A 24,396-nucleotide genomic window follows, 5' to 3' on the forward strand; every position below is an offset into this window, starting at 1 on the left:
CTCCCGCGAGCCCCCTCACATGCACGTCCCGAAAAGACCCGAAAGGCGGTGGGAGCTGTGCGGCTCTCACGAAGAGGCCTGCTCCGCGCGGGCCTGGGCGGTACAGCCGCCGCGGCACTCGGCGGCCTGGCCACCGGTTGTGCCGTTCCGGCCGGTTCCACCGGCCGGAACATGGTCCTCTGGTACTGGAGCGGCGGTCTGAGCGACACCGTCGTCAAGAACGCCAAGGCCCGTTACGGCGGTTCGGTGGACCTCCAGGCCGTCCAGATAGGCGGCCAGTACCGCTCGAAGCTCATCACCACCATCACCGGCCGGGCCCACATCCCCGACATCGCGGGGCTCAAGGGCGAGGACATGGCCGCCTATCTGCCGAACGCGAACCAGTTCATCGATCTGCGGACGCTGGGCGCGGAGAAGTACAAGGACCAGTACCTGTCCTGGAAGTGGGACCAGGGCATCGCCGACGACGGCACGATGGTCGGCTTCCCGATCGACTGCGGACCGGTCGCGCACTTCTACCAGTACGACGTCTTCCGCAGGGCGGGGCTGCCGTACGAGCCCGACGACGTGAGCGCGCAGCTCGACACCTGGGAGAAGTTCTTCGACGCGGGCGTACGGCTGGGCCGGCGCGTGCCGGGCGCGAAGCTGCTCACCGACGTCAACTCGGTCTTCGAGAACGTCGTGCAGCAGGGTGCCGAGCGGTACGTCGACAAGGACCGCCACTTCATCGGCGACCAGGAACACGTGCGCCGGGCCTGGGCGCTGGCCGTGGAGGCCAAGCGGCGGAAGATCGTCTCGGACCTGGTCAGCGGTACCCCGGACCAGCTGTCGGCGATCCAGGACGGCAAGCTGCCGAGCCAGCTCAACGCCTCCTGGGCCTCCTTCGACATCAAGAACGGCGTGCCGAAGACCAAGGGCAGATGGCGGGTGGCGCAGATGCCGGTGCGGCCCGCCAACAACGGCGGCTCCTTCCTGTCGGTCACCAAGGAGTGCCGGGAGCCCGAGCGGGCCTTCGAGATCATCACCTGGATCCTCAACGCGTCGAACCAGGCGCAGGGTTACGTCGACGCGGGCCTCTTCCCCTCCACGCCCGCCTCCTACCGGCTGAAGCAGATGCGGGAGCCCGACCCGTTCTTCGGCGGCCAGGTCACCACGGACGTCTTCGGGCCGGCCGCGCAGAAGATCGTGGTCGCCTACAACAGCCCCTTCGACATCGCGCTCGGACAGCCCATCAAGGACGAGATCAAGAACGTCGGCGTCCTCGGCAAGGACCCGGAGAAGGCCTGGAGTGACGCCATGAGCAAGTGCCGGCGCATCGCGAAGCACCTGGGGGTGAGCTACTGATGGCCGTCCTGGAGCAGACCGCGCCCGCGGTGGCACAGCCGTCGCCCACGCAGCCCAAGAAGGGCTGGCGCGCGTACTGGCACCTCTACGCCGCGATCTCCCCCTTCTACCTGATCTTCCTGGGCTTCGGGCTCTTCCCGGTCGGCTTCTCGCTCTACCTGTCCTTCCACCGCTGGGACGGCCTCGGCTCGATGGAGTGGGCCGGACTCTCGCAGTACCAGTACCTGCTGAGCGACAGCGACTTCTGGAACTCGATCGGCAACACGATCATCATCTGGGCGCTGGCCACCTTCCCCATGATCCTCCTGGCGATGGTCACGGCCGTGATGCTCAACTCCGCGGTCCGCTTCAAGGGCCTGTACCGCGTCGCGTACTTCCTGCCGAACGTCACCTCGGTCGTCGCGATCGCGATCGTCTTCGGCTCGATCTTCTCCACCAACGCCGGCATGGTGAACGCCGTCCTGCACGCGGTCGGGATCGACCAGGTGGCCTGGCTGAACACCCCGTGGGGCATCAAGGTCACCATCGCCGCGTTGATGACCTGGCAGTGGACCGGCTACAACGCCATCATCTTCCTCGCCGGACTGCAGACCGTCCCGGGCGAACTGTACGAGGCGTCGCGTGTGGACGGCGCCGGGCCCGTCCAGACCTTCTTCCGGATCACATTGCCGCTGCTGCGGCCCACCCTGCTGTTCGTGCTCGTCGTCTCGACCGTCACCGGTCTGCAGAGCTTCTCCGAGCCACAGGTCCTGCTCCAGACCTCCTCCAACGACTCGACGTTCGCGGGCGGTCCGGGCCACTCGGGCCAGACGATGGTCCTCTACTTCTTCCAGCAGACCTTCGACAACAACGACTTCGGGTACGGCGCCGCGGTGGCCTGGGGCATCTTCCTCGTCGTCGTCCTCTTCTCGATCATCAACTGGCGCCTCGTGCAGCGCCGGGGCGACTAGGAAGGGCCCACCATGGCTTCCATCAAGGGGTCCCGCCGCAGAGGGATCGCGCTGCACCTCCCGCTGATCATCGGCACCCTGATCTCGGCGTTCCCGTTCTACTGGGCCGTGATCATGTCGACGCACAGCTCGACGGAGATCTTCTCGTACCCGCCGAAGCTGCTGCCGGGCACGCACTTCCTGGAGAACGTCCGCCATCTCTTCGACGCCGTCGACTTCTTCGGGTCGATGTGGAACTCGCTGCTGGTCGCGGTGTCGGTGACCTTCCTGGTCCTGCTCTTCGACTCCCTCGCCGCGTTCGTCTTCGCCAAGTTCGAGTTCCCCGGCAAGAACGTGCTGTTCGGGCTGCTCATGGTCATCTTCATGGTGCCCGCGCAGCTCTCGGTGATCCCGCAGTTCGTCATCATGGCGAAGATCGGCTGGATCGGCTCGATGACCGCGCTGATCGTGCCGGCCGCGGCCAACGCCTTCGGCATCTTCTGGATGCGCCAGTACATGAAGACGGCCATCCACGACGAGCTGCTCGACGCCTCCAAGCTGGACGGCGCGAACTTCCTGCGCCAGTACTGGCACGTGGCGCTGCCGGTGGTCCGCCCCGGCCTCGCCTTCCTCGGCATCTTCACCTTCATGGGCCAGTGGAACGACTTCGCCTGGCCCCTGATCGCCCTGACCAACCCCGGCAACGTGACCCTCCAGGTCGCGCTGTCCCAGCTCAACGGCACCCACGGCACCACCGACTACGGCATCGTGATGACCGGCGCCCTGCTCGCCCTCGTCCCGCTGCTCATGGTGTTCGCGATCGGCGCCAAGCAGATCATCGGCGACCTCGCGAAGGGAGCCGTGCGCGGATGACGGACGATGCCCTGATCGCCCTGCGCCCCTGGGAGGCACCCGAGGTGACCTCCTGGGGACGGCTGCCCATGAACGCCGTCGACCGGCGCTCCGGCGCACTCCCCCTGGACGGCGACTGGCGTTTTCGGTTGCTGCCCACTCCGGACGCGCCGGTCGGCGGTGCCTGGTCCTCGGCACACGTCCCCGGCGTCTGGACGATGCAGGGCACCGACGACCTGCCGCAGTACCTCAACGTACGGATGCCGTTCCCCGAGTTCCCGCCCCACTCCCCCGCGGCGAATCCCACGGGCGTGTACGAGCGTGAGCTGGACGTCCCCGCCGAGTGGGCCGGACGCCGGATCGTGCTCCAGGTCGGGGCCGCCGAGAGCGTGCTGCTGGTGCATGTGGACGGGCGGCCCGTGGGCGTGTCCAAGGACTCCCATCTGGCCGCCGAGTTCGACCTGACGGGCCTGGTCGCCCCCGGCTCACCCAGCACGCTGCGCCTCACCGTCGTCAAGTGGTCGGACTCCTCGCACGTCGAGGACCAGGACCAGTGGTGGCACGGCGGGATCACCCGCTCGGTGCTGCTGTACGCGACGGACCCGCTGCATCTGGCGGACGTGACCGTGCGGGCCTCCCACGCCGGCGAGCTGCGGGTGGACTGCCGGGTCCGGGACACCGGTGGCGCGCTGCCCGAGGGGTGGTACGTGAGCGGGGAGCTGGACGGTCTGCCGCTGGCGCAGGACGCGGAGTTCGACCGGTTCAACCGGGAGGACGACCGGGTCTCCGACTTCCTCGGCGAGGCACGTCTGGCCGCCACCGTCCCGGACGTCCGCACCTGGAACGCCGAGCAGCCCGAGCTGTACGACCTCGCCGTCCGGCTGCACCGCGCGGACGGTACGGTCGCCGACACCGCACGGCACCGGATCGGATTCCGGGACGTCGAGATCGCCGGCCGGGATCTGCTGGTAAACGGCGAGCGGGTGTTCATCCGGGGCATCAACCGGCACGACTTCCACCCGCTGACCGGGCGGACGGTGTCGTACGACGACATGCGCGCGGATCTGATCACCCTGAAGCGCTTCGGGTTCAACGCGATCCGCACCTCGCACTACCCGAACGACCCTGCGCTGTACGACCTCGCCGACGAGCTCGGGTTCTACGTGGTCGACGAGGCGGACATCGAGTCGCACGACCACGCCCACGAGATCGCCGACGACCCGCGCTATCTGAACGCCTTCGTGGACCGGGTCTCGCGGATGGTGCTGCGGGACAAGAACCACCCGTCGGTCGTCGTCTGGTCGCTGGGCAACGAGTCCGACTACGGGGCGAACCACGACGCGGCCGCCGGGTGGGTGCGCCGCCACGATCCGACGCGGCCGGTCCAGTACGAGGGCGCGGCCAAGCTCGACTGGGCGGCCACCGACGACGCGTCCGACATCGCCTGCCCCATGTACGCCTCGTTGGAGGAGTGTGTGGAGCACGCGCTCTCCGGACGGCAGACCAGACCCCTGATCTGGTGCGAGTACTCCCACGCCATGGGCAACAGCAATGGCACGCTCGCGGACCATTGGGCGGCCATCGAGTCAACCCCGGGTCTTCAGGGCGGGTTCATCTGGGAGTTGTGGGACCACGGCATTCTCCAGCGTGTGAACGACGGCAGACCGGTCGGGCGTGGGGGCGCCGGACTGTATGACAACGGTGTCGCCGCGCCCGGGCATCGCTGGGCGTACGGCGGCGACTTCGGCGAGGTCCTCCACGACGGTGCCTTCATCGCGGACGGCGTGGTCCTGCCCGACCGCACACCCAAGCCGGTGATGTACGAGCACCGGGAGATCGCGGCGCCGGTGCGCATCGAGTGCTTCCGGCACGAGGGCATCGTGCTCGGCAACCACCAGCACTTCCGGGGCCTGGACTGGCTGGCCGCCGAGTGGGAGCTCTCGCTCGCCGACGGCCCCACGCTGACCGCGCCCGCCGAGCTGCCCGAGCTGCGGCCCGGTGAGACGGCGGCGGTGCCGCTGCCGTTCGAGCTGCCCGAGGACGGCGGCGAGGCGTGGCTGACGCTGCGGGTGACGACCACGGACGACGAGCCGTGGGCGCCGCGCGGAACGGTGGTGTGCGCGCCCCAGGTGCGGCTGCGGGAGGCCGTGCCGCATGCTCCCGCGGCCGTGCGGAACCGTTCCGTCAAGGTCGACGACGACGGTCTCCTGGTCCACCCCCTGCTCACCCGTGCCCCCACGCTCTCCCTGTGGCGCGCCCCCACCGACAACGACGAGCTCGGCGGCATGGCGGCGCGCTGGCGCGACTGGGGCCTCGACGCGCTCGTGCGCAAGGTCGCGCACATCCGGCAGACCCCCGGACAGGTCACCGTGCATGCCGAGTACGTCTCCGAGGCCGGTGTCGTCCGGCATGTGCAGGTCCTCACCGCCGTCGAGGGCGGAATCCGCATAGCGGAGTCGGCCGAGCTGCCGGAGCGGCTCGACGACGTGGCACGGGTCGGCTCCGTGTTCGAGACCATCGCCGGGCTCGACCTGATGGAGTGGTACGGACAGGGCCCCTGGGAGTCGTATCCGGACCGCGCCTTCGGGGCGCCGGTCGGCCATCACGCGGTGCCCGTGGACGAGTTGTTCACCCCCTATCTGCGCCCGCAGGAGAGCGGCGGCCGGCACGGTGTACGGCACTTCACGCTCTCCGCGCCGGACGCCACCGGACTGACGGTCGTCCTGGACGAACCCCGCCAGGTCGGCGTGAGCCGGTACCGCGCCGCGGACCTCACCTCTGTCACGCACCACGACGAACTCGTCCCGCGGGCGGGCTGTGTCGTGCACATCGACGCGGCCCACCGCGGCCTCGGCACCGCCTCGTGCGGACCCGACACCTTCGCCTCCTACCTCGTCACGCCGGGCGTCCACCGCTGGAGCTGGACGCTGCGCGCGCTCTGAATCCCCCTTCTTCTTCACTTCCCTCGCAACGGAGCACACGTGTGTACTTCACATGAGCACGATCAGGGCGAGGCCGCCCAGGCCGGTGCCGGACGGCGCAGTTTCCTGCGGGCGACGGCACTGCTGGGCGCGGCCGCCACAGCGGGGGTCGCCCTGCCGACCGTGGCCGAGGCCGCGGTGTCCGGGTATCGTCCCGACACCCGGAGCCGGCGCTTCACGCTCGCCGTCATGCCCGACACGCAGTACCTCTTCGACGGGCCGAGCATCGACAAGGCTCCGATCGAGGCCTCGCTGCGGTATCTGCTGGAACACGGGAAGGACGAGAACATCGTCTTCCTGTCCCACCTCGGCGACCTCACGCAGAACGGCGCGGCATCCGAGTGCGCCGCGATCGGTGAGGCGTTCGAGCTGCTCGACCGGCGCGGGGTCGGCTACAGCGTCCTCGCGGGCAACCACGACGTGAAGTCGTCCACCACCGACCAGCGCGGCGCGACCCCGTACCTGGACGTGTTCGGTCCCGACCGGTTCGAGGGCCACAGGACGTTCGGGGGCGCCTCCCCGGACGGCTACAACACGTACCACCTGTTCGAGGCGGCGGGCCGGGAGTGGATGGTCCTCGCCCTGGACTGGCGGCTGTCGGACCAGGGGTACGCGTGGGCGAAGGGCGTCCTGGCCGCCCGTCCGAAGACACCGGTGATCCTGACCACGCATGAGCTGGTCGTCGAGGACGACACCCTCTCGGACTACGGTCAGCAGTTGTGGGACCGGCTCGTCAAGGACCACGACCAGATCTTCCTCACCCTCAACGGCCACTACTGGCCCGCCGGCCGGGCGACCCGCAGGAACACGGCGGGCAACGACGTCCAGCTGCACCTGACGAACTACCAGAACCGGTACTTCGGTGGCGCGGCCATGATCCGCCTGTACCGCTTCGACCTCGACCGCGGTGTGATCGACGTGGAGACGGTCTCCCCGTGGATCCTCGGCCGGGCCGCCAAGGGGCTCAACGAGCTGGAGCGGCAGGAGATCGAACTCAGCGGTGACGCCGACCGGTTCTCGGTCGACATCGACTTCGCCTCGCGCTTCGCCGGCTTCGACCCGGTGCCCGCGCGTGCGGCCCGCCCGGCGTCGAAGATGCTGATCCCCGGGACGGCCGCGTACTGGCGCTTCGAGTCGGCGGTCTCCGGCACGGTCCGCGACCTCTCCGGCCGCGGCAACGATCTCACCGTCGTATCGGTGGGCGGCGGTTCGCTGGGCTGGTCCGCGGACCACCACCCCGACCAGCCCGGCCACGGCAGCCTGGAGTTCCAGGGCTACAAGTCGCCGCTGAAGGGCGCCTATCTCCAGACGGTCGACAAGGCGCCACTCAACTCGGCGGTGTTCAAGGACGGTTACACCATCGAGGTGTTCTACCGTATGCCCGCCGACTGGGACCCGGACCACAACGCCTGGTCAGGGCTGGTCAGTCGGCGGGGAACCGGCGGCGGCGCGGGCAAGACCGGTGACGATCCCGACGAGCCGCTCGCCACTCTTTCGCTCTCCAACGACCGCGAGCCCCAGTGGGCCATGCGCCCGCTCAACCAGGAGGGCATCGCGACCAACTGGGGCCAGGAGACACCGCTGGAGACCTGGTGGCACCTCGCCGTCGTCAACGACGGCAGGCACACCACGCTGTACGTCCAGGGCTGCCCGGTGGTCCGCAATCCGAAGGCGTCCGCCGTCGGGATCGCCTCGGTCGGCCTGCCGTGGCTGGTGGGCGGCTACACGTACGCCGACAAGATCGACCAGATCTTCCACGGCCGTCTCGGTGACGTCCGGATCGTCGCTCGGGCGCTGCCCGTCTCCTCCTTCATGACGCACTGACACCCTTTTCGAGGATCACCATGACCGAGCAGCAGCTGCCCTCCTGGGCCGACCCCTCCGTCAACCCCTCCGACCTCGACGCGCAGGGCGTGTCGAGACGCGGACTCCTGCGTCGCGCGGGCCTGTTCGGGGCCGCGTTCGCCCTCGGGTCGGCGACGACGCCGGCCTTCGCCGTTTCCGGGAAGCGGGGCTTCGGCGGCGAGGACCCGCACCTCGCCTACCTGGTGGGTGACCACCACGTGCACTCCGTGTACAGCCACGACGCCAAGTACACGTTCTCCCAGCTGGCTCAGGCCGCCGCGAAGTACGGCCTCGACTGGATGGTGTTCAACGAGCACTCCAACTTCGGACACGCCTACTACGGCGCCAAGTTGGAGCACGCGGAGATCGTCAGGGCCCGCGCGGAGAACCCGCGCCAGCTGATCTTCCAGGGCCTGGAGTGGTACATCCCGGCCGCCGAGCACTGCACGGTGTTCGCGGCCCCCGGCCCGCATGAGACCGACCTGCTCACGCAGTTCGAGCTCGCCTACGACGGCAAGCTCCTCAACTACACCGAGGGATCCGCGGGCGCCGCCGACACCGCCCGCAACGAGGCACACGCCGTCAAGGCGATCAAGTGGCTGGCGGAGCAGCGCCGTTCGGGCTATGTCGACGACGTCCTCGTCATCGCCAACCACCCGCTGCGGCTCGGCATCGACTCCCCGCACGAGCTGCGGGGCTGGCGGGACGCGGCTCCCGAGATCATGATCGGCATGGAGGGCGCACCGGGCGCCCAGGGCGCGGCGCTGCCCGGCTGGCGCGGTGCCACCTCGATCCGCGGCGAGTACGAGAACAAGCCCTCGGCGCAGTCGTGGTCGGGCTATCCGGCGGACGCGTATGTGACGTACGGCGGCTTCGACTGGGCGACAGCGACCGTCGGCGGGCTGTGGGACTCGATGCTGGCCGAAGGCAGGCTGTTCTCGATCACCACGAACTCCGACAACCACCGCACCGTCTTCGACACCTGGAAGAACGGCGACTGGCCGGCCGGGCAGAACTTCGACAACACCGGCAGGCTGCCCGACCCGGTGAACACCGACACCCCGCAGCCCGGCAGCGACTTCTGGCCGGGCGAGTTCAGCCGCACCCACGTCGGCGTGACCCGCTACGGCTACCGCGCGGTCATGGCGGGCCTGCGCGCGGGCCGTGTCTGGGCGGACCACGGGCATCTGCTCGACGGACTCGACGTGCGCGTGAAGCGGGACTGCGACTCCGGGCGCGGTGTCACGCTGGGCGGACGGCTGCGGGTCCGCAAGGGAGAGCGGATCACGCTGTACGTGACGGTCACCACCGCCTCCCGGCCCAACCCCCAGGGAATCCTGCCCGAGTTGGCGCACGTGGACGTGATCCGGGGCGCGGTGCGCGGTCCGGTGAGCGACCGGGACGGCTGGAAGGCGCCCGACACCAAGGTCGTCCGGACGAAGGACGTCTCCGGGCGGAAGGGCACGTACACCCTGCGTATCCCGCTGACCGCCGGGGAGGAGTCCTTCTACGTCCGGCTGCGCGGCAGCGACGGCAACCGGCACGGTACGGGTTACCTCGGCGCCTCGGTGGACCCGCACGGCCCGATTCCGCACGAGCCCGGCAACGGTGACCCGTGGGCGGATACGTGGTTCTATTCCAACCCCGTCTTCGTGGACGTGGCAGGGGCCTGACGAACCTCGGCTCCGCCCACCGGCGGGGCGGCCGTCGTCAGGCGTAGAACCGCGACAGGCTCTGCAGCACCGCCGCCGGCTTGGCCCCGCCCTCGATCTCTATCGCCCCGTCGACGGTGACCTGCACACCGCCGGGCACCTCCTCGACGTCCGTGAGCTTGGCGACGAGGCGGATGCGGGAGCCCACCTTCACCGGGGAGGGGAAACGGACCTTGTTCAGACCGTAGTTGACCTTGGTGGTGACGCCCTGGACGTCCAGCAGCTCGGTGAAGAGCGGGATGAACAGCGAGAGGGTGAGGTAGCCGTGCGCGATGGGGGCGCCGAAGGGGCCCGCCGCCGCCTTCTCGGGGTCCACGTGGATCCACTGGTGGTCGCCCGTGGCGTCGGCGAAGGTGTTGACGCGCTCCTGGGTGACCTCGATCCACTCGCTGGTGCCGAGGTCGCTGCCGGCGAGCTTCTTCAGTTCGTCGATGCCGTTCACGGTGACGCTCATGTAGCTGTCCTTACTCAAGAGTTGGAGCCGAAGCGCTTGCGCACCCGGGATTTGAGGAGCTTGCCGGAGGCGGTGCGCGGGAGTTCGTCCGCGATCACCACCGACTTGGGGATCTTGTACTTGGCGAGCCGTCCGGCCAGGGAGGCCAGGACCTCGTCGGGATCGGGCGCGGCGCCCTCGCGCGGCACGACGACCGCCCGCGGCACCTCGCCCCACTTGTCGTCCGGGACGCCGATGACCGCGCACTCGGCGATGTCCGGATGGCCGAGGAGCAGGTCCTCGATCTCGGCGGGGTAGATGTTCTCGCCACCGGAGATGATCATGTCCTTGATGCGGTCGACGATGAAGACGTATCCGTCCTCGTCGACGCGGGCCGCGTCCCCGCTGCGGAACCAGCCGTCCGCGAAGGAGGCGGCGGTCTCCTCGGGCAGTCCCCAGTAGCCGGGCATGACGTGCGGACCCCGGAGCACGACCTCGCCGGTCTCGTCGACGTCGACGGGCGCCAGGTCCGGCCGTACGACCCGGACATCGCTGAAGAAGTGCGGCACGCCCGCCGAACCCGCCTTGCTGATGGCGTGCTCGGCGTCCAGGAACAGGGTCCCGGGTGAGGCCTCGGTCATGCCGTAGCCCTGGAGGAAGGTGAGCCCGCGCTCCTGGTACGCGGCGATCAGCGGGGTCGACACCGGGGAGCCGCCGCAGGTCAGGATGCGCAGGGAGGACAGGTCCGCGTCCGCCCAGCGCGGGTGCCTCGCCACCTGCTCGAACATCGTCGGCACCCCGAACATGAAGGTGATGCGGTGCTGTTCGATCAGGTCGAAGGTGGCGCTCGGGTCGAAGGCCTCGACCAGGACGCAGGTGCCGCCCTTGAGCAGCACCGGCAGGGTCAGCATGTTCAGGCCCGCCGTGTGGAACAACGGCGCGGAGACCAGGGCGCGTTCGTCGGCGATCAGGTCGGTGTCGACGAGGACGTTGATCGCGTTCCACGTCACGTTGCCGTGGGTGAGCATGGCGCCCTTGGGCCGGCCGGTCGTGCCCGAGGTGTACATGATGATGCAGGTGTCGTCGGCGGTGACCGGCTCGTCGATCGGTTCCGCCGCCGACTCGGCGAGCAACTGCTCGTACTCGGCGCCGACTTCGACGTACGTACGCACGTCGGTGCTGCCCGGCAGTCCGGCGACGGGCCCCGCGTGCGAGGGGCCGTAGACCAGCGCCCTGGCTCCGGAGTCGGAGAGCTGGTAGCCGATCTCCGGTCCGGCGAGGCGAGTGTTGAGGGGGACGAAGACCGCGCCGAGGGAGCCGGCCGCGAACAGGGTCTCCAGGTAGGAGGGGTGGTTGGGGCCGAGGTAGGCGACGCGGTCGCCGCGCCGGATGCCCCGGGCGCGCAGGGCGTGCGCGAGGCGGGTGACGCGGGTGTGCAGTTCGGCGTAGGTGACCGTCGTGTCGCCGTGGATCAGGGCGGTGCGGTGCGGGGTCTTGCGGGCCCGGCGTGCGGGCCACGAGCCCAGTCCCTCGTTGCGCATCTGAGGCCCCTTATGGCTTGGTGAGCCCGAGCAGCCGGGCGGCGTTCTCCTTGAGGATCTTCGGCTTCACCTCGTCCTTGATCGACAGCTTCTCGAAGTCGGCGAGCCAGCGGTCGGGGGTGAGGACGGGGAAGTCGGAGCCGAAGAGGACCTTGTCCTTGAGCAGCGTGTTGGCGTACTGCACGAGCTGCGGCGGGAAGTACTTCGGCGACCAGCCGGAGAGGTCGATGTGCACGCCCGGCTTGTGGGTGGCGACGGCGAGGGCCTCGTCCTGCCAGGGGAAGGACGGGTGCGCCAGGATGATCTTCAGGTGCGGGAAGTCGGCGGCCACGTCGTCCACGTGCAGTGGGTTCGAGTACTTGAGGCGGATGCCGCCGCCGCCCGGCACCCCGGCGCCGATGCCGGTCTGGCCGGTGTGGAAGAGGGCGATCGTGCCGGTCTCCTCGATCACCTCGTAGAGGTCGTAGGCCACCGAGCGGTCGTTGGGGAAGAAGCCCTGGATGCTGGGGTGGAACTTGAAGCCCCTCACCCCGTACTCCTCGACCAGGCGCCGGGCCTGCTTCACGCCCGCCTTGCCCCGGAACGGATCGATGGACGCGAAGGGGATGAGGACGTCCGCGTTGGCGGCCGCCGCCTCGGCGACCTCCTCGTTCGGGACCGGCGCGGTACCGGTCGCGGACTCGGCGTCCACCGTGAAGATCACGGCGGCCATCTTCCGCTCGCGGTAGTAGGCGGCGGTCTCCTCCAAGGTCGGCTTCCGCTTGCCCTCGACCTTGAAGTAGGCCGAGGAGGCGTCGTGCAGGTCGTCGTCCAGGGAGGAGTGGCCCTTGGAGGACACCTCCGCGTGGGTGTGGACATCGATCGCGACCAGGTCCTCGACGTTCATGGAGAGGTCCATCACGCCTCCGGAAGCTTCGGGGCCGGGATACCGACCGTCTGGAGCTCGGCGCCCACCGACGTCGGGAAGGCGTCGGCCAGGGTGTCGGGGGTCCAGCCGCCGTCCGCGTACGCCGCCTTGATCTCCTGCGGATGCGACCAGAGTGCCACCTTGTCGCCGCCGATGCCGATGGCCTGGCCGGTGATGCCGCGGGCGGCCTCGGAGGCGAGGAAGGGGACGAGGGCCGCGCAGTCCTCGGGGGTGCCGAAGCCCTCGCCCTTGCGGAGGAAGTCCGGGAGGGGCTCGCCGTTCCTCATGGCCTCGATGTACGGGGCGAAGGCCGGGATGGTCTCGGTCATCGCGGTGGCCGCGACGGGCACGATCGCGTTGACGGTGATGTTCGCGCGGCCCAGTTCCATGGACCAGGTGCGGGCGAAGGCGGCGATGCCGGCCTTGGCGGCGGCGTAGTTCGTCTGACCGAAGTTGCCGCGCTGCCCGGCCGGGGAGCCGACCAGGATCAGGGTGCCGCCCTCGCCCTGCTCGCGCATCCGGACGGCGGCGGCGCGGGCGCAGGTGAAGGTGCCCTTGAGGTGGGTGGTGATCACCGCGTCGAAGTCGTCGTCGGTCATCTTCCACAGCACCTTGTCGCGCAGGATGCCCGCGTTGGTGACCAGGATGTCGAGCCGTCCGAACTCCTCCACCGCCCGGCCCACCAGCCGCTCGGCGGCCTCGGTGGTGCCGACCGGGACGACCTCGGCGACGGCGATGCCGCCCGCCTCGGTGATGGACTTCACGGCCTGCTCGGCGACCGCCTCGTCGACGTCGTTGACGACCACGCGGGCGCCGTGGGCGGCCAGGGCGTGTGCGTAGGCGAGGCCGAGGCCACGGCCACTGCCGGTGACGACGGCGACCTTGCCGGTGAGATCGATGCTGGGCACGAGGAGGTCCCTTCACGAACGGATGCATGGGGGTGCGGCTTCGAGATCGAAGCTAAGAGCAATAATTGTTGACGTCAATAGTTGTTGGAGACCTGTCCGTAAGTCATGCTGGAATGCGCATGCCGCACCGACCCAGGGAGCCCGCCATCACACGCCAGCACGTCACCCCGAAACCCATCGACTCGGAGGAGCCGTGGATGCGCGGGCTGCACGCGGACACCGGATATCTCCTGTACCGCCTCGGCCTGCGCTCGGGTCAGCTGTTCAACACGTTCCTCCAGGAGTCGGGCCTCAGGCTGCGGCACTACGCCGTGCTGCGCTATCTCGCCGGAACCGAGGGCGCCCTCCAGCGGGAGCTGAGCACCCGGCTCGGCTACGACCCCAGCGCGATCGTCGGCCTGGTCGACGACCTGGAGAAGCTGGGCCTGACCGAGCGCCGCCCCTCCCCCGGCGACCGCCGCAGCAAGATCGTCGTGCTCACCGAGAACGGCCGTGCCTTCCTGCGCGGCACCGACGAGGCGGGCCGACGGGTCACCAACGACCTGCTCGCCCCGCTCGACGCCGCCGAACGCGAGACGCTCCAGAACCTCCTGCTGAGAGTCGCCGACCGGCCATGACCGGGCACCCCCACTCCCGGCTTCGCTCGCGCGGGGGGACCCCCACCGCGCCGGACCGGCTGCTGTCCGTGCTCGCCGCGTTCGACCACGACCACCCGGCGCTGTCCCTCACGGACATCAGCCGGCGGGCCGGGCTGACGCTGACGACCACGCACCGGCTGGTGGGCGCGCTGACCGACTGGGGCGCCCTGGAGCGCGACGACGCCGGTGTCTACCACGTCGGACTGCGCCTGTGGGAGGTCGCCGCGCTCGCGCCGCGCGGGGTCGCGCTCCGGCAGCTGGCGCTGCCGTATCTGGAGGACCTGTACGAAGCCACCCACGAGAACGTGCAGTTGGCGGTGCGGGACGGCTCGGACGTCGTCTACATCGAGTGGATCGCGGGGCGTTCGTCGGTCGGCGTGCACATCCGGGTGGGGGCGCGCTGGCCGCTGCACGCCACCGGCGTCGGCCTGGTGCTGCTGGCGCACTGTGCGCCACGGGAGCAGGAGGAGTACTGCGCGGGCCCACTCGCCGTGTTCACTCCGTACACGCTCGCCGAACCGGTACGGCTGCGCCGGGTCCTGGCCGAAGTCCGGCGCACCGGCGTCGCGGTGAGCAGCCGTCAGGTCACCGACGACGCCCTGTCGGTGGCCGCCCCCGTGTGCGGGCCCGACGGGTCGGTGGTCGCGGCGGTGTCGGTCGTCGTGCCCCACGCCGACGCCCAGGTGCCGGCGCTGATCCCGGCGGTACGGCTCGCGTCGCTCGGGATATCCCGGGCGCTGGGCTGGCAGCCGACGGTCGCACCCCGTTCGGGCGCCGGATCTCCCTCGCACCGGTGAGGTCACGGCCGCACCGGCGTCGTGATACTGGAACGGCCCCGGCCCCGAGGAGCCGCTCATGTCCGCCGCCGCCCGGTCCTGGTACGCCCCCGTAGTGACCCGTCTGAGGACGACGAATCCCTACGTCGTCGACAGCGCGCTCGCCGTGCTGGTGCTGTTCGCCGCGTCCCTGCAGTGGATGTTCCCGGACGAGGGCGACGACCCGCTGAGCCTGGTGGGCTGGCTGCTGGGAGCCGCCACCGCCGTCCCGCTGGTCTGGCGCCGCCGCTACCCCTACGCGACCGCTCTGGCGGTCTCGGCGGCCACCACGGCGATGGCCTACTACCACGCACCGCCCCCCGACGTGCTCTACGGCGGACTGGTCGTCCTCTACACCATGGCCGTCCAGGGCCTGCCCTGGCAGCGCCGCTCGATGCTGGCGTGCTGGCTGCTCGGGGCCGTGCTGACCATGCAGCACAAGGAGCACTCCGAGCCCTTCGAGTACGCCTTCCACATCACCGGCATGATCTGCGCCTACGGCCTGGGCGTCCTGGCCCGCGTCCAGCGCGCCTACACCGCCGCCGTCGAGGACCGGACCCGCCGCCTGGAACGGGAGCGGGCGGCGGAGACCGCGCGGGCCATCGCCCAGGAACGCAGCCGCATCGCCCGGGACATGCACGACATCCTGGCGCACGCGGTGAGCCTGATGGTCGTCCAGGCGGAGGCCGGACCGGTCGTGGTGCGCAGCGATCCGGCCCGTGCCGAGGCGGCGTTCGACGCGATCGCGGCCAGCGGCCGGGACGCGATGGCGCAACTGCGCCGAATCCTGGGCGTGCTGAAGGAGGAGGAACGCCGGGGCGGCGCCACCCGGCTGCCGCAGCCAGATCTCACCGGACTGCCCGCCCTGGTCCAGCAGGTCGCCCAATCGGCGCAACTTCGGGTCGAGTTGAGCGTGCGGGGCCGACCGCGCCCGCTCCCCCCGGACACCGAGGTCACCGCCTACCGCGCGGTGCAGGAAGCCCTGACCAACACGGTGAAGCACGCGTACGCTTCCTGCGCACAGGTGGAACTCGACTGGGCGGAGGACGAGTTGACCCTCACGGTGACCGACGACGGCAGGGGCCCCGCACGCACGGGCGGCGGGCACGGACTGATCGGCCTCAGGGAGCGGGCGGCCGCCTGCGGGGGCAGCGCGGAGGCCGGGCCGGGTCCGGCGGGGGGCTTCCGGGTCGTCGTACGGCTGCCCGTCACCGCGGACCGGGAAGCGGCCCTCGGGTGAGCATCCGGGTGGTCGTCGCCGACGACCAGGAACTGGTCCGCAGCGGCTTCACCATGATCCTCGAGGCGCAGCAGGACATCGAGGTGGTCGCCGAGGCCGGGGACGGCGCCGAGGCGGTGGCCGCGGTGCAGCGCCACACGCCCGACGTACTGCTCCTCGACATCCGCATGCCCGTCATGGACGGCCTGGAGGCGGCCCGGCGGGTGTGCGCGCAGTCCAGCTGCAAGGTGGTCATGCTGACCACGTTCGACCTCGACGAGTACGTGTACGACGCCCTGTACGCGGGCGCCAGCGGCTTCCTCCTCAAGGACGTGCGCCGGGACGACCTCGTGCACGCGGTCCGGGTGGTGGCGGGCGGCGACTCGCTGCTCGCGCCGACCGTCACCCGCCGCCTGGTCGCGGACATCGTGCGCCGCCGCCACGAGGAGGCCGCCACCGGGGCCGCCCCCGACCGCCTGGACGTGCTGACCGCACGCGAGGTGGAGACCCTGCGGATGCTGGCCCGTGGCCTGTCCAACGCGGAGATCGCCACGACGCTCTTCGTCAGCGAGCACACGGTGAAGACCCACGTCAGCAACGTGCTGAGCAAGCTGGGGCTGCGGGACCGGGTCCAGGCGGTGATCTGCGCGTACGAGACGGGTCTGGTGGCGCCGGGTACGGCCTAAGTCCCCGACTGGTCCCCGAGTTCGGTGAACAGCGTCAGCTGAAGCGAACCGGGCGCCTCCAGACGGGAGTTGAGCGAGTTCCAGGGCGTACGGGTCGGCTCGCCGACCACCTCCGCACCGGCCTCGGCCAGCCGGGCGGTGGTGCCGGCCGAGTCGTCGACCTCGAAGGCGACCCTGATGTGCCCGGCGACCCGTCTGCCGACCTCCACGTCGTCGATGAACGCGGCATGGTTCGGATCGGTGAGCTCCAGCGTCGCCCGCCCGGCCTCCAGGATGGTGACCCGCCCGCCGGGTGAGGAGAACGCGGCCCGTTCGGGCAGTCCCAGGACGTCCCGGTAGAAGCGCAACGCCTCGTCGTAGTCGTCCGCCGTGACGACGAGCCGGAGTTCACGGACAGCGGGTGGTACCTCGGACATACGGCCTCCTCGATGGTGTCTGCATGGTCAACTCCCGGACCGGTGGCGAAGATTCCTCCCTCCGGAGAATGAGGGAGCACCCTGTCTCACCCGTACGGCGGAGGCCCGGAAACCGCCCGCCCCGGCGATCCGGTGATCACGCCCGCGCCGCGAGTCTGAGGGCCGTACCACTCCTCAACTCGCCGGGAGGCGACCGTGCTCTCCACCCTCGCCCGGGCGGCGACCCGCCGCCCGCTGACCGTCATCGGCCTCTGGGCCGCCTTCCTGCTCCTGGGCTTCGGCCTCGGGACGGGTGTCTTCGCCGACCTCTCCGACGACGTGCCCGATGTGCCCGGCACCGAGTCCGACACGGCCGACGACTACCTTTCCGGCGTGGACCCGTCCGGCGAGTCCGTCACCGCGGTCGTGGCGGGCCGGGCCGTCTCCGACGCGGCCCTGCGCGCCCAGGTCGAGCGGACCGTCGCCGAGGTCCGGAAGATTGCCGGGGTGGCCGACGTACCGGACCCGTACACCACCCCCGGTCTTACCGCCCGCGACGGACAAGCGCTCATCATCCCCGTCACCTTCGAGGGCGGCCTCAGCGACGAGGCCGAGGAGCAGGCGACGGACACGGCCGTCGAGACCGTCAAGCGCATCGACGCGCCCGACGTCCACGTCAGCGGTGGCGAACTGCTCGGGCGACAGCTCGGCGAGCGCGCCCAGGAGGACGTGAAGAACGCCGAGTCGATCTCCCTGCCGGTCGTCCTCGCCCTGCTGCTCGTCGTGTTCGGCGGACTGCGCGCCGCCGCGCTGCCGCTGGTGATCGCGGTGAGCGGAATCGCGGGCGCCTTCCTCGGACTGTTCGCCTTCAGCCAGGTCACCGACATCTCGGTGTACGCGATCCAGGTCACCACCATGCTCGGCCTCGGACTCGCCGTCGACTACGCCCTGTTGACGCTGGTCCGCTTCCGCGAGGAACGCCGGCACACCGACGACGTGGTCGAGGCCGTGCACCGCACAGTCGACGCGGCCGGCCGGACCGTCCTGTTCTCCGGGCTCACCGTGGCCGTCAGCCTGACCGGGCTGCTGGTCTTCCCGAGCGTGTTCCTGCGCAGCATGGGCCTGGCCGTCGCCGCCGTCGTGGTGGTCGACATGCTGGCCGCGGTCACCCTGCTGCCCGCGCTGCTCACGAAGTTCGGCGGGCGGATCCGGCCCTCGAAGGCGCGTACCGAGGACGAGGAGGGCCGTGTCTTCGCCCGCCTGGCCCGCTTCGCGCAGCGCCGCCGGGTCGCCGTCCTGGTCACCGTCGTCCCGGTCCTGCTGGTCCTCGCGCTGCCGCTGACCGGCCTGCGCATCGCCATCGGCGACGCCCGGCAGCTGCCTTCGAACACCGAGGCACGCCAGTTGTACGACACCGTGGACGCGCACTTCCCGAAGGGCACCGGGGTCTCCCCCGTGGTCGTCGTCCTCAAGCCCGGCACCGGCACCGCGACCGCCGACCGGATCCGCGCCCTGGTCCCGAACGCCGAGCCCCGCCGACTGCCGGGCGGCAACACCGTCGTGGAGCTCCAGCCGCCCGGCGGCGTGGACGGCGGGGCGGCCACCGGCCTGGTCGAGCGGGTACGGGAGCTGCGCGGCGACGAGCCCGTCGAGGTGACCGGGGTCGCGGCCCGGCTGGTCGACTTCCGCGCGATGCTCGCCGAGCGGGCACCCTGGGCGGCGCTGACCGTCCTGGCCGGCATCTTCGTCCTGCTGTTCGCCTTCACCGGCTCGGTGCTGATCCCGCTGCGCACGATCGCGACCACCCTGCTCAGCCTGGGCGCGGCGCTCGGCACGGTGGTGTGGGTCTTCCAGGACGGCCACGGCGCCGGGCTGCTCGGCGGTGAGGGCCTGGGCGCGCTGAGCCTGACCGCACCACCGCTGATCGTGTCGATCGCCTTCGGGCTGGCCATGGACTACGAGCTGTTCATCCTGGCACGGATGCGGGAGGCCCGGCAGCGCGGCGAGGACCACGAGGAGGCCGTCGTGACCGGGCTGCGCCGGTCCGGGCGGGTCGTCACCTGTGCCGCGCTGCTCCTCGCGGTCGTGTTCGGCGCCTTCATGACCGGCGGGTTCTCCCCCATCCTCCAGATCGGCCTCGGCCTGACCCTGGCGGTGCTGATCGACGCGACGGTCGTACGGATGCTGCTGGTCCCGGCGACCATGGCGCTGCTGGGTCGGCGGGCCTGGTGGGCGCCGAAGCCGCTGCGCAGGGTGCACGACCGGTTCGGGCCGCGGGAGGCGGCCACGTCCGAGCGGTCCGTGTCGGCGAACGCCTGACGGCTGCGGGCGCCCCGCAGAGGGTCCTCATCGGAATCTCAGCCAGTGGCCCGGCGATTCAAAGGATCACCCAAGGTGCGAGGCGCACGATGCAGGCGCAAAGACGGATGTCTCAGGAAGGCCTGCAGTGGGCGACTCGCACATATCGAACCGGTCCGGGCAGTCGGAGAAGTGGTCCCGGCGCGGGATCCTCGCCGCGCTCGGCGCCGTACCGGCCGTGACCCTGCTGACGGGATGCGGCGGAGGTTCGGCGGACGCCTCGCCGGGGTCGGGGGCGACCGCGTCCGTGCAGGCGGCGACCAAGAAGGCGGTCGTCTCCGTCACCCCGGCCGACGGCACCACGAAGGCCGGCTTCACCACCCCTGTCGTCGTCACGGTGACGGACGGCACCCTCGCCTCGGTGAAGGTGACGGGCAACGACGGCTCCACGCTCGACGGCTCCTACAACGACGCCAGGACGACCTGGACCTCGTCGAAGAACCCGCACTCGGGCACCACGTACACGGTCAAGGCGACTGCGGAGAGCGGCAGCGTGCGGACCTCGACCTTCACCACCACAGCCCCCGGCGAGACGTTCGTGGGCTACTTCACGCCCGAGGCGAGCTCCACCTCCGGCGTCGGCATGCCCGTGTCGATCAACTTCACCCACGCCGTGTCCGACAGGGCGGCCGTCCAGAAGGCGATCACCGTGACCGCGGAACCCGCGGTCGAGATCGTGGGCCACTGGTTCAGCGACACCCGGCTCGACTTCCGGCCCGAGACCTACTGGGCGCCCGGCACGAAGATCACGCTCGGTCTGCGGCTCAAGGACGTCCAGGGCACGGACGGCGTCTACGGCGTGCAGTCGAAGGACGTCACCTTCCACATCGGCCGCGAGCAGATCAGCACGGTCGACCTCGACATCAAGCAGATGGTCGTCAGGCGGGACGGCGGGACCGTCGCCACGTACCCCGTCTCCGGCGGCGGCTCCGACCACACCACCTGGTCCGGGATCATGGTGATCAGTGAGCGGTTCAAGCAGACCCGCATGGAGTCCTCGACGGTCGGGCTCGGCGACGAGTACGACATCTCCGACGTGCCGCACGCCCAGCGCCTGACCACCTCCGGGACCTTCGTGCACGGCAACTACTGGGCGTCCACCGCGGTGTTCGGCCACCAGAACACCAGCCACGGCTGCGTGGGCCTGCACGACGCCAAGGGCGCGAACGACACGTCCGTGGACGGCTACAAGTTCTACGAGAGCTCCATGCTCGGCGACGTCGTCATCGTGAAGAACTCCGGCGAGAAGACCGTCGAACCGTCGAACGGACTCAACGGCTGGAACCTGTCGTGGTCGGACTGGAAGGCCGGCAGCGCGCTCTAGACGTCACAGGAGCCTGGCGAGGGCGGCCTCGGAGGGGCTTCCCGGCACCGCCTGGTAGACGATGATCACCTGCTGCTCGGCGCCCCCGACGGTGAGCGCCTGCCGCCGCAGGGCGAGCTCCCCGACGACCGGATGCGCGAACCGTTTGAGCTCGTCGCGGGAGGGCCGCGCGTCGTGCCGCGCCCACAGCTCGCGGAAGTCCTCGTCCGCCTCCAGCTCGGCGACGAGCCGCGCGATCCGGGGATCACGCGGGTCGGCCTCGGCGCGGAGGGCCGCGGCGGTCTGCGCGGCGATGTCGGGCCAGTCCGGGAACAGCCGACGGGCTCCTGGGCCGAGGAACATGTCCCGAACCAGGTTGTGCCCGGGCTCGTACATCGGGGCGAGCGCGCGGGCCTGCTTGTTGGCGGCCAGCACGTCGAACCGCCGGTCACGCACATACGCCGGGGTGCCCGCCCACGCGTCGAGCAACTGGTGCACGTCCGGGGCGACTTCGGTCTCCGTGGGGCGTACGGGACCGGGTGCGGCGAGCGCGAACAGGTGCGCGGAGGCATCGGCGTTAAGCTCCAGCGCCCGGGCGAGCGCCTGCAGCACCTGCGGCGACGGATGCTGGTCGACGCCCTGTTCCAGGCGGGTCAGATAGGGCTCGCTGATGCCGGCCAGCCGGGCCAGCTCGCCCCGGCGCAGTCCCGCGACCCGGCGCCTGCCGTGGGCGGGCACGTCCGCGTGCGAGGGCGGGACCCGTCCCCGCCGGGCCTTCAGGAACTCTCCGAACGCGTTGCCGGCCGCCATGCCGGAAGGGTAACCCTGCGGGGGTGCTGGCTGCCGTCCGGTGCGGGGCGCAGGGTCGAGGGCATGAAGAAGACCTGGTTCATCACCGGCGCGTCCCGCGGCTTCGGCCGGATCTGGGCCGAGGCCGCCTTGTCCCGGGGCGACCGCGTGGCCGCCACGGCCCGCCGCCCCGAGACCCTGAAGCCCCTCGCCGACACCTACGGGGACAGCGTTCTGCCCCTCGCCCTCGACGTCACCGACCGGGCGGCCGCCCTCACCGCCGTGCGGCGGGCCGCCGACACCTTCGGCCGCCTCGACGTGGTGGTCAACAACGCGGGCTACGGCCTGTTCGGCATGGTCGAGGAGACCAGCGAGGAACAGGCCCGCGCCCAGCTGGACACCAACGTGCTCGGCCCGCTGTGGGTGACCCAGGCGGCTCTGCCGGTCCTCCGCGCCCAGGGCGCCGGGCACATCCTTCAGGTGTCCAGCATCGGCGGCCTGGCCGCCTTCCCCTCCCTGGGCCTCTACAACGCCTCCAAGTGGGCGCTGGAGGGGATGAGCGAGGCGCTGGCCCAGGAGGTCGGCCCGCTCGGCGTCCGCGTCACGATCGTCGAACCCGGCCCCTACGGCACCGACTGGTCCGGCTCCTCCGCGGTGCACACCGACCCCCTCGCCGCCTACGACCCGATCCGCGAGGCCCGCCGGGCGGGAGCCGCCGCCCGAGCGCCCCAGGACCCCCGAACCACCGCCGAGGTCATCCTCGAACTCGTCGACACCGACGAACCGCCCCTGCGGCTCTTCCTCGGCACCTACCCCTATCCCGTCGTCGAGAGCGCCTACCGTCAGCGACTCGACACATGGAGCGCATGGCGCCCCCTCGCCACCAAAGCCTGACCACAACGTGGTCGAGGCGGGCCCCGGGACGGCTGCGGCGGCGCGGCATGCGGCGCCGGGCTCACCGGCCTCACCGGGGACCTGGCCACCACATCGGCGACGCGGTCCCCGGGTGGTGCTCCGGCGAGGAGGCGGGCCGCACGTACGGCACGGCTCGCCGGGGTATCCGAGGGCGGCATCCGGCGTGAAGGCACACTGGGCCGACGTCACTGATCCGGCCGTCAGAGCAAACCCGTGCCGAGGATCTGCCCCCACCCGGATTCATGGGGTGAACTCACCTGCGTCGCAGCGACTTTCACTGTTTCACCTCTTGACGGCCGGAGTGGCCGAGAGCACATTGGGCGCACTTTGAGAGCGCTCTCAGAGCGTGCTCGAAGGGCACCCGCACTCCTCCCCGTACCCGAGAGGCACCCCCATGCGTGAAACCTCCGGCATACCCGGACGGCGGCGAGCCCTCGTCGCCGTGCTGAGCACCCTCGGTCTGGCCGCCGCCCTCGCGACGGCCGCGACCCTCCCCGCCGACGCCTCCGCCCCCACACCTCCCACCGGCTGGTCGCAGGTCTTCCTGGACGACTTCAACGGCTCCGCAGGAACCGGCGTCAACACCTCCAACTGGCAGTACGCCACCGGGACTTCCTACCCCGGCGGCCCGGCCAACTGGGGCACCGGCGAGGTCGAGAGGATGACCAACAGCACCAGTAACGTGGCGCTGGACGGCAACGGCAACCTGCGCATCACGCCGATCCGGGATGCGTCCGGCAACTGGACCTCGGGCCGTATCGAGACCAACCGCACCGACTTCCAGCCCCCGGCCGGCGGCAAGCTGCGCGTCGAGTCGCGCATCCAGATGCCCAACGTCACCGGCACCGCGGCCGAGGGCTACTGGCCGGCCTTCTGGGCCCTGGGCGCGCCCTACCGCGGCAACTACCAGAACTGGCCGGGCGTCGGTGAGCTGGACATCATGGAGAACGTCCAGGGCATGAACCGCGTGTGGGCCACGATGCACTGCGGCACCAACCCGGGCGGCCCGTGCAACGAGACGACGGGCATCGGCAACAACGTGGCGTGTCCCGGCTCGACCTGCCAGTCCGGCTTCCACACCTACACGATGGAGTGGGACCGTTCGGTGAGCCCCGAGACGATCCGCTTCCTCGTCGACGGCACCCAGTACCACTCGGTCAACGCGAGCCAGGTGGACGCGACAACCTGGGCCAACGCCACCCAGCACGGTTTCTTCGTCATCCTCAACGTGGCGATGGGCGGTGCCTTCCCGGACGCGTTGGGCGGCGGACTCGACTCCGACACCCGGTCCGGCGTGCCCATGGTCGTGGACTACGTCCAGGTGCTGTCGGCGAGTGGGAGCGGTACCACGCCTCCGCCGAGCGGCGGCCGTGACGCCTACAGCACCATCCAGGCCGAGTCGTACAACAGCCAGAGCGGTGTGAGCGCCGAGACCACCACGGACACCGGTGGCGGCCAGGACATCGGTTCGCTCGCCAACGGTGACTGGGCGCTGTACCAGAACGTCAACTTCGGTTCCACGGCGGCGAACCAGTTCGTCGCGCGCGTGGCGAGCGGCGCGGCGGGCGGCGTCAGCGGTCTGGTCGAGGTGCGCCTGGACAGCCGTACCGCCGCTCCCGTCGGCAGCTTCTCTCTCGCCAACACCGGTGGCTGGCAGTCCTGGAGAACGGTGCCGGCGAACATCAGCGGCGTCACGGGCACCCACGACGTGTATCTGACCTTCACCAGCGGTCAGCCGGCGGACTTCGTGAACGTGAACTGGTTCAACTTCGGTCACTGACCGGGCTGTCGGCACCCCACCGACGCCGCCCCGCGAGACCTGTGCC

General features: G+C 70.6%; 20 protein-coding genes. 14 read left to right on the forward strand and 6 right to left on the reverse strand.

The window, feature by feature from the left end; all coding sequences use genetic code 11:
- Window positions 1–57 precede the first annotated feature (57 nt).
- The 6 genes from ACIRP7_RS35255 to ACIRP7_RS35280 are packed head-to-tail and all read left to right on the forward strand — an operon-like array spanning window position 58 to window position 9,624.
- Window positions 58–1,344, forward strand: coding sequence for an extracellular solute-binding protein (locus tag ACIRP7_RS35255; protein WP_403667865.1), 1,287 nt, complete (start codon window positions 58–60; stop codon window positions 1,342–1,344).
- Window positions 1,344–2,294: a carbohydrate ABC transporter permease gene (locus ACIRP7_RS35260; protein ID WP_403667868.1), complete on the forward strand. Its 951-nt coding sequence runs from the start codon at window positions 1,344–1,346 to the stop codon at window positions 2,292–2,294. The genes ACIRP7_RS35255 and ACIRP7_RS35260 overlap by 1 nt, the downstream gene beginning before the upstream one ends.
- 12 nt (window positions 2,295–2,306) lie before the next feature.
- Entirely contained in the window at window positions 2,307–3,146 is an 840-nt protein-coding gene (locus ACIRP7_RS35265; protein ID WP_403667871.1) for a carbohydrate ABC transporter permease, read from the forward strand.
- Complete coding sequence (locus tag ACIRP7_RS35270; RefSeq protein ID WP_403667874.1) at window positions 3,143–6,067, forward strand: glycoside hydrolase family 2 TIM barrel-domain containing protein; 2,925 nt, start codon at window positions 3,143–3,145, stop codon at window positions 6,065–6,067. The genes ACIRP7_RS35265 and ACIRP7_RS35270 overlap by 4 nt, the downstream gene beginning before the upstream one ends.
- A gap of 39 nt (window positions 6,068–6,106) precedes the next feature.
- On the forward strand, window positions 6,107–7,930 hold the full coding sequence (locus ACIRP7_RS35275; RefSeq protein ID WP_403667877.1) for a LamG-like jellyroll fold domain-containing protein: 1,824 nt from the start codon (window positions 6,107–6,109) through the stop codon (window positions 7,928–7,930).
- Between the two features lie 20 nt (window positions 7,931–7,950).
- Complete coding sequence (locus ACIRP7_RS35280; RefSeq protein ID WP_403667880.1) at window positions 7,951–9,624, forward strand: PHP domain-containing protein; 1,674 nt, start codon at window positions 7,951–7,953, stop codon at window positions 9,622–9,624.
- Between the two features lie 37 nt (window positions 9,625–9,661).
- Here the strand turns inward: ACIRP7_RS35280 and ACIRP7_RS35285 are convergent, their stop codons facing one another.
- Genes ACIRP7_RS35285 through ACIRP7_RS35300 form a run of 4 tightly spaced genes read right to left on the reverse strand, consistent with a single transcriptional unit; the run spans window position 9,662 to window position 13,452 of the window.
- Window positions 9,662–10,117, reverse strand: coding sequence for a MaoC family dehydratase (locus ACIRP7_RS35285; protein WP_355756133.1), 456 nt, complete (start codon window positions 10,115–10,117; stop codon window positions 9,662–9,664).
- 14 nt (window positions 10,118–10,131) lie between these two features.
- Window positions 10,132–11,637 (reverse strand): o-succinylbenzoate--CoA ligase, encoded by a 1,506-nt coding sequence (menE, locus tag ACIRP7_RS35290; protein ID WP_403667884.1) that lies wholly within the window; start codon window positions 11,635–11,637, stop codon window positions 10,132–10,134.
- A 10-nt stretch (window positions 11,638–11,647) separates the two neighbouring features.
- Window positions 11,648–12,523 carry an amidohydrolase family protein gene (locus ACIRP7_RS35295; protein WP_352382501.1) on the reverse strand — a complete coding sequence of 292 codons (876 nt, stop codon included), beginning with the start codon at window positions 12,521–12,523 and terminating at the stop codon, window positions 11,648–11,650.
- Between the two features lie 11 nt (window positions 12,524–12,534).
- Complete coding sequence (locus tag ACIRP7_RS35300) at window positions 12,535–13,452, reverse strand: SDR family NAD(P)-dependent oxidoreductase (RefSeq protein ID WP_403667887.1); 918 nt, start codon at window positions 13,450–13,452, stop codon at window positions 12,535–12,537.
- Between the two features lie 119 nt (window positions 13,453–13,571).
- Here ACIRP7_RS35300 and ACIRP7_RS35305 point away from each other — a divergent pair, with 119 nt between their 5' ends.
- From ACIRP7_RS35305 to ACIRP7_RS35320, 4 genes are read left to right on the forward strand one after another with little or no spacing between them, the layout of a single operon-like run.
- A complete protein-coding gene (locus ACIRP7_RS35305; protein WP_403667890.1) occupies window positions 13,572–14,069 on the forward strand; it encodes a MarR family winged helix-turn-helix transcriptional regulator in 498 nt (165 codons plus the stop codon).
- Window positions 14,066–14,887: an IclR family transcriptional regulator gene (locus ACIRP7_RS35310; RefSeq protein ID WP_403667892.1), complete on the forward strand. Its 822-nt coding sequence runs from the start codon at window positions 14,066–14,068 to the stop codon at window positions 14,885–14,887. The genes ACIRP7_RS35305 and ACIRP7_RS35310 overlap by 4 nt, the downstream gene beginning before the upstream one ends.
- 58 nt (window positions 14,888–14,945) lie before the next feature.
- Window positions 14,946–16,145, forward strand: a complete 1,200-nt coding sequence (locus ACIRP7_RS35315) for a sensor histidine kinase (RefSeq protein ID WP_403667894.1) — start codon at window positions 14,946–14,948, stop codon at window positions 16,143–16,145.
- Window positions 16,142–16,810, forward strand: coding sequence for a response regulator (locus ACIRP7_RS35320; protein ID WP_403667897.1), 669 nt, complete (start codon window positions 16,142–16,144; stop codon window positions 16,808–16,810). The genes ACIRP7_RS35315 and ACIRP7_RS35320 overlap by 4 nt, the downstream gene beginning before the upstream one ends.
- On the opposite strand, the gene ACIRP7_RS35325 is transcribed toward ACIRP7_RS35320, so the two are convergent.
- Entirely contained in the window at window positions 16,807–17,226 is a 420-nt protein-coding gene (locus ACIRP7_RS35325) for a VOC family protein (protein ID WP_403667900.1), read from the reverse strand. The two genes, ACIRP7_RS35320 and ACIRP7_RS35325, sit on opposite strands and share 4 nt — an antisense overlap.
- A 195-nt stretch (window positions 17,227–17,421) precedes the next feature.
- Here ACIRP7_RS35325 and ACIRP7_RS35330 point away from each other — a divergent pair, with 195 nt between their 5' ends.
- The gene (locus ACIRP7_RS35330; RefSeq protein ID WP_403667903.1) at window positions 17,422–19,524 is read left to right on the forward strand and encodes an MMPL family transporter; all 2,103 of its coding nucleotides are present in this window, start codon (window positions 17,422–17,424) and stop codon (window positions 19,522–19,524) included.
- Window positions 19,525–19,651: 127 nt separating this feature from the next.
- Window positions 19,652–20,887 (forward strand): Ig-like domain-containing protein, encoded by a 1,236-nt coding sequence (locus tag ACIRP7_RS35335; RefSeq protein ID WP_403667906.1) that lies wholly within the window; start codon window positions 19,652–19,654, stop codon window positions 20,885–20,887.
- A 3-nt stretch (window positions 20,888–20,890) separates the two neighbouring features.
- Here the strand turns inward: ACIRP7_RS35335 and ACIRP7_RS35340 are convergent, their stop codons facing one another.
- Window positions 20,891–21,676 carry a helix-turn-helix domain-containing protein gene (locus tag ACIRP7_RS35340; RefSeq protein WP_403667909.1) on the reverse strand — a complete coding sequence of 262 codons (786 nt, stop codon included), beginning with the start codon at window positions 21,674–21,676 and terminating at the stop codon, window positions 20,891–20,893.
- A gap of 63 nt (window positions 21,677–21,739) precedes the next feature.
- Between ACIRP7_RS35340 and ACIRP7_RS35345 the strand changes: the two genes are divergently transcribed.
- A complete protein-coding gene (locus ACIRP7_RS35345) occupies window positions 21,740–22,549 on the forward strand; it encodes an SDR family oxidoreductase (protein ID WP_403667912.1) in 810 nt (269 codons plus the stop codon).
- Window positions 22,550–22,964: 415 nt separating this feature from the next.
- The gene (locus ACIRP7_RS35350; RefSeq protein ID WP_403667915.1) at window positions 22,965–24,350 is read left to right on the forward strand and encodes a glycoside hydrolase family 16 protein; all 1,386 of its coding nucleotides are present in this window, start codon (window positions 22,965–22,967) and stop codon (window positions 24,348–24,350) included.
- Window positions 24,351–24,396 lie beyond the last annotated feature (46 nt).

The organism is Streptomyces sp. NPDC102270 (assembly GCF_044766405.1).
Lineage (GTDB): Bacteria > Actinomycetota > Actinomycetes > Streptomycetales > Streptomycetaceae > Streptomyces.

What these genes read in the sequence shown, in the direction of transcription:
- ACIRP7_RS35295 (WP_352382501.1), bottom strand. Translation starts at nt 12,523, where the DNA reads ATGAACGTCGAGGACCTGGTCGCGATCGATGTCCACACCCACGCGGAG.
- ACIRP7_RS35340 (WP_403667909.1), bottom strand. Translation starts at nt 21,676, where the DNA reads ATGGCGGCCGGCAACGCGTTCGGAGAGTTCCTGAAGGCCCGGCGGGGA.
- ACIRP7_RS35310 (WP_403667892.1), top strand. Translation starts at nt 14,066, where the DNA reads ATGACCGGGCACCCCCACTCCCGGCTTCGCTCGCGCGGGGGGACCCCC.
- ACIRP7_RS35315 (WP_403667894.1), top strand. Translation starts at nt 14,946, where the DNA reads ATGTCCGCCGCCGCCCGGTCCTGGTACGCCCCCGTAGTGACCCGTCTG.
- ACIRP7_RS35325 (WP_403667900.1), bottom strand. Translation starts at nt 17,226, where the DNA reads ATGTCCGAGGTACCACCCGCTGTCCGTGAACTCCGGCTCGTCGTCACG.
- menE (WP_403667884.1), bottom strand. Translation starts at nt 11,637, where the DNA reads ATGCGCAACGAGGGACTGGGCTCGTGGCCCGCACGCCGGGCCCGCAAG.
- ACIRP7_RS35265 (WP_403667871.1), top strand. Translation starts at nt 2,307, where the DNA reads ATGGCTTCCATCAAGGGGTCCCGCCGCAGAGGGATCGCGCTGCACCTC.
- ACIRP7_RS35260 (WP_403667868.1), top strand. Translation starts at nt 1,344, where the DNA reads ATGGCCGTCCTGGAGCAGACCGCGCCCGCGGTGGCACAGCCGTCGCCC.
- ACIRP7_RS35270 (WP_403667874.1), top strand. Translation starts at nt 3,143, where the DNA reads ATGACGGACGATGCCCTGATCGCCCTGCGCCCCTGGGAGGCACCCGAG.
- ACIRP7_RS35350 (WP_403667915.1), top strand. Translation starts at nt 22,965, where the DNA reads ATGCGTGAAACCTCCGGCATACCCGGACGGCGGCGAGCCCTCGTCGCC.
- ACIRP7_RS35345 (WP_403667912.1), top strand. Translation starts at nt 21,740, where the DNA reads ATGAAGAAGACCTGGTTCATCACCGGCGCGTCCCGCGGCTTCGGCCGG.
- ACIRP7_RS35285 (WP_355756133.1), bottom strand. Translation starts at nt 10,117, where the DNA reads ATGAGCGTCACCGTGAACGGCATCGACGAACTGAAGAAGCTCGCCGGC.
- ACIRP7_RS35305 (WP_403667890.1), top strand. Translation starts at nt 13,572, where the DNA reads ATGCCGCACCGACCCAGGGAGCCCGCCATCACACGCCAGCACGTCACC.
- ACIRP7_RS35280 (WP_403667880.1), top strand. Translation starts at nt 7,951, where the DNA reads ATGACCGAGCAGCAGCTGCCCTCCTGGGCCGACCCCTCCGTCAACCCC.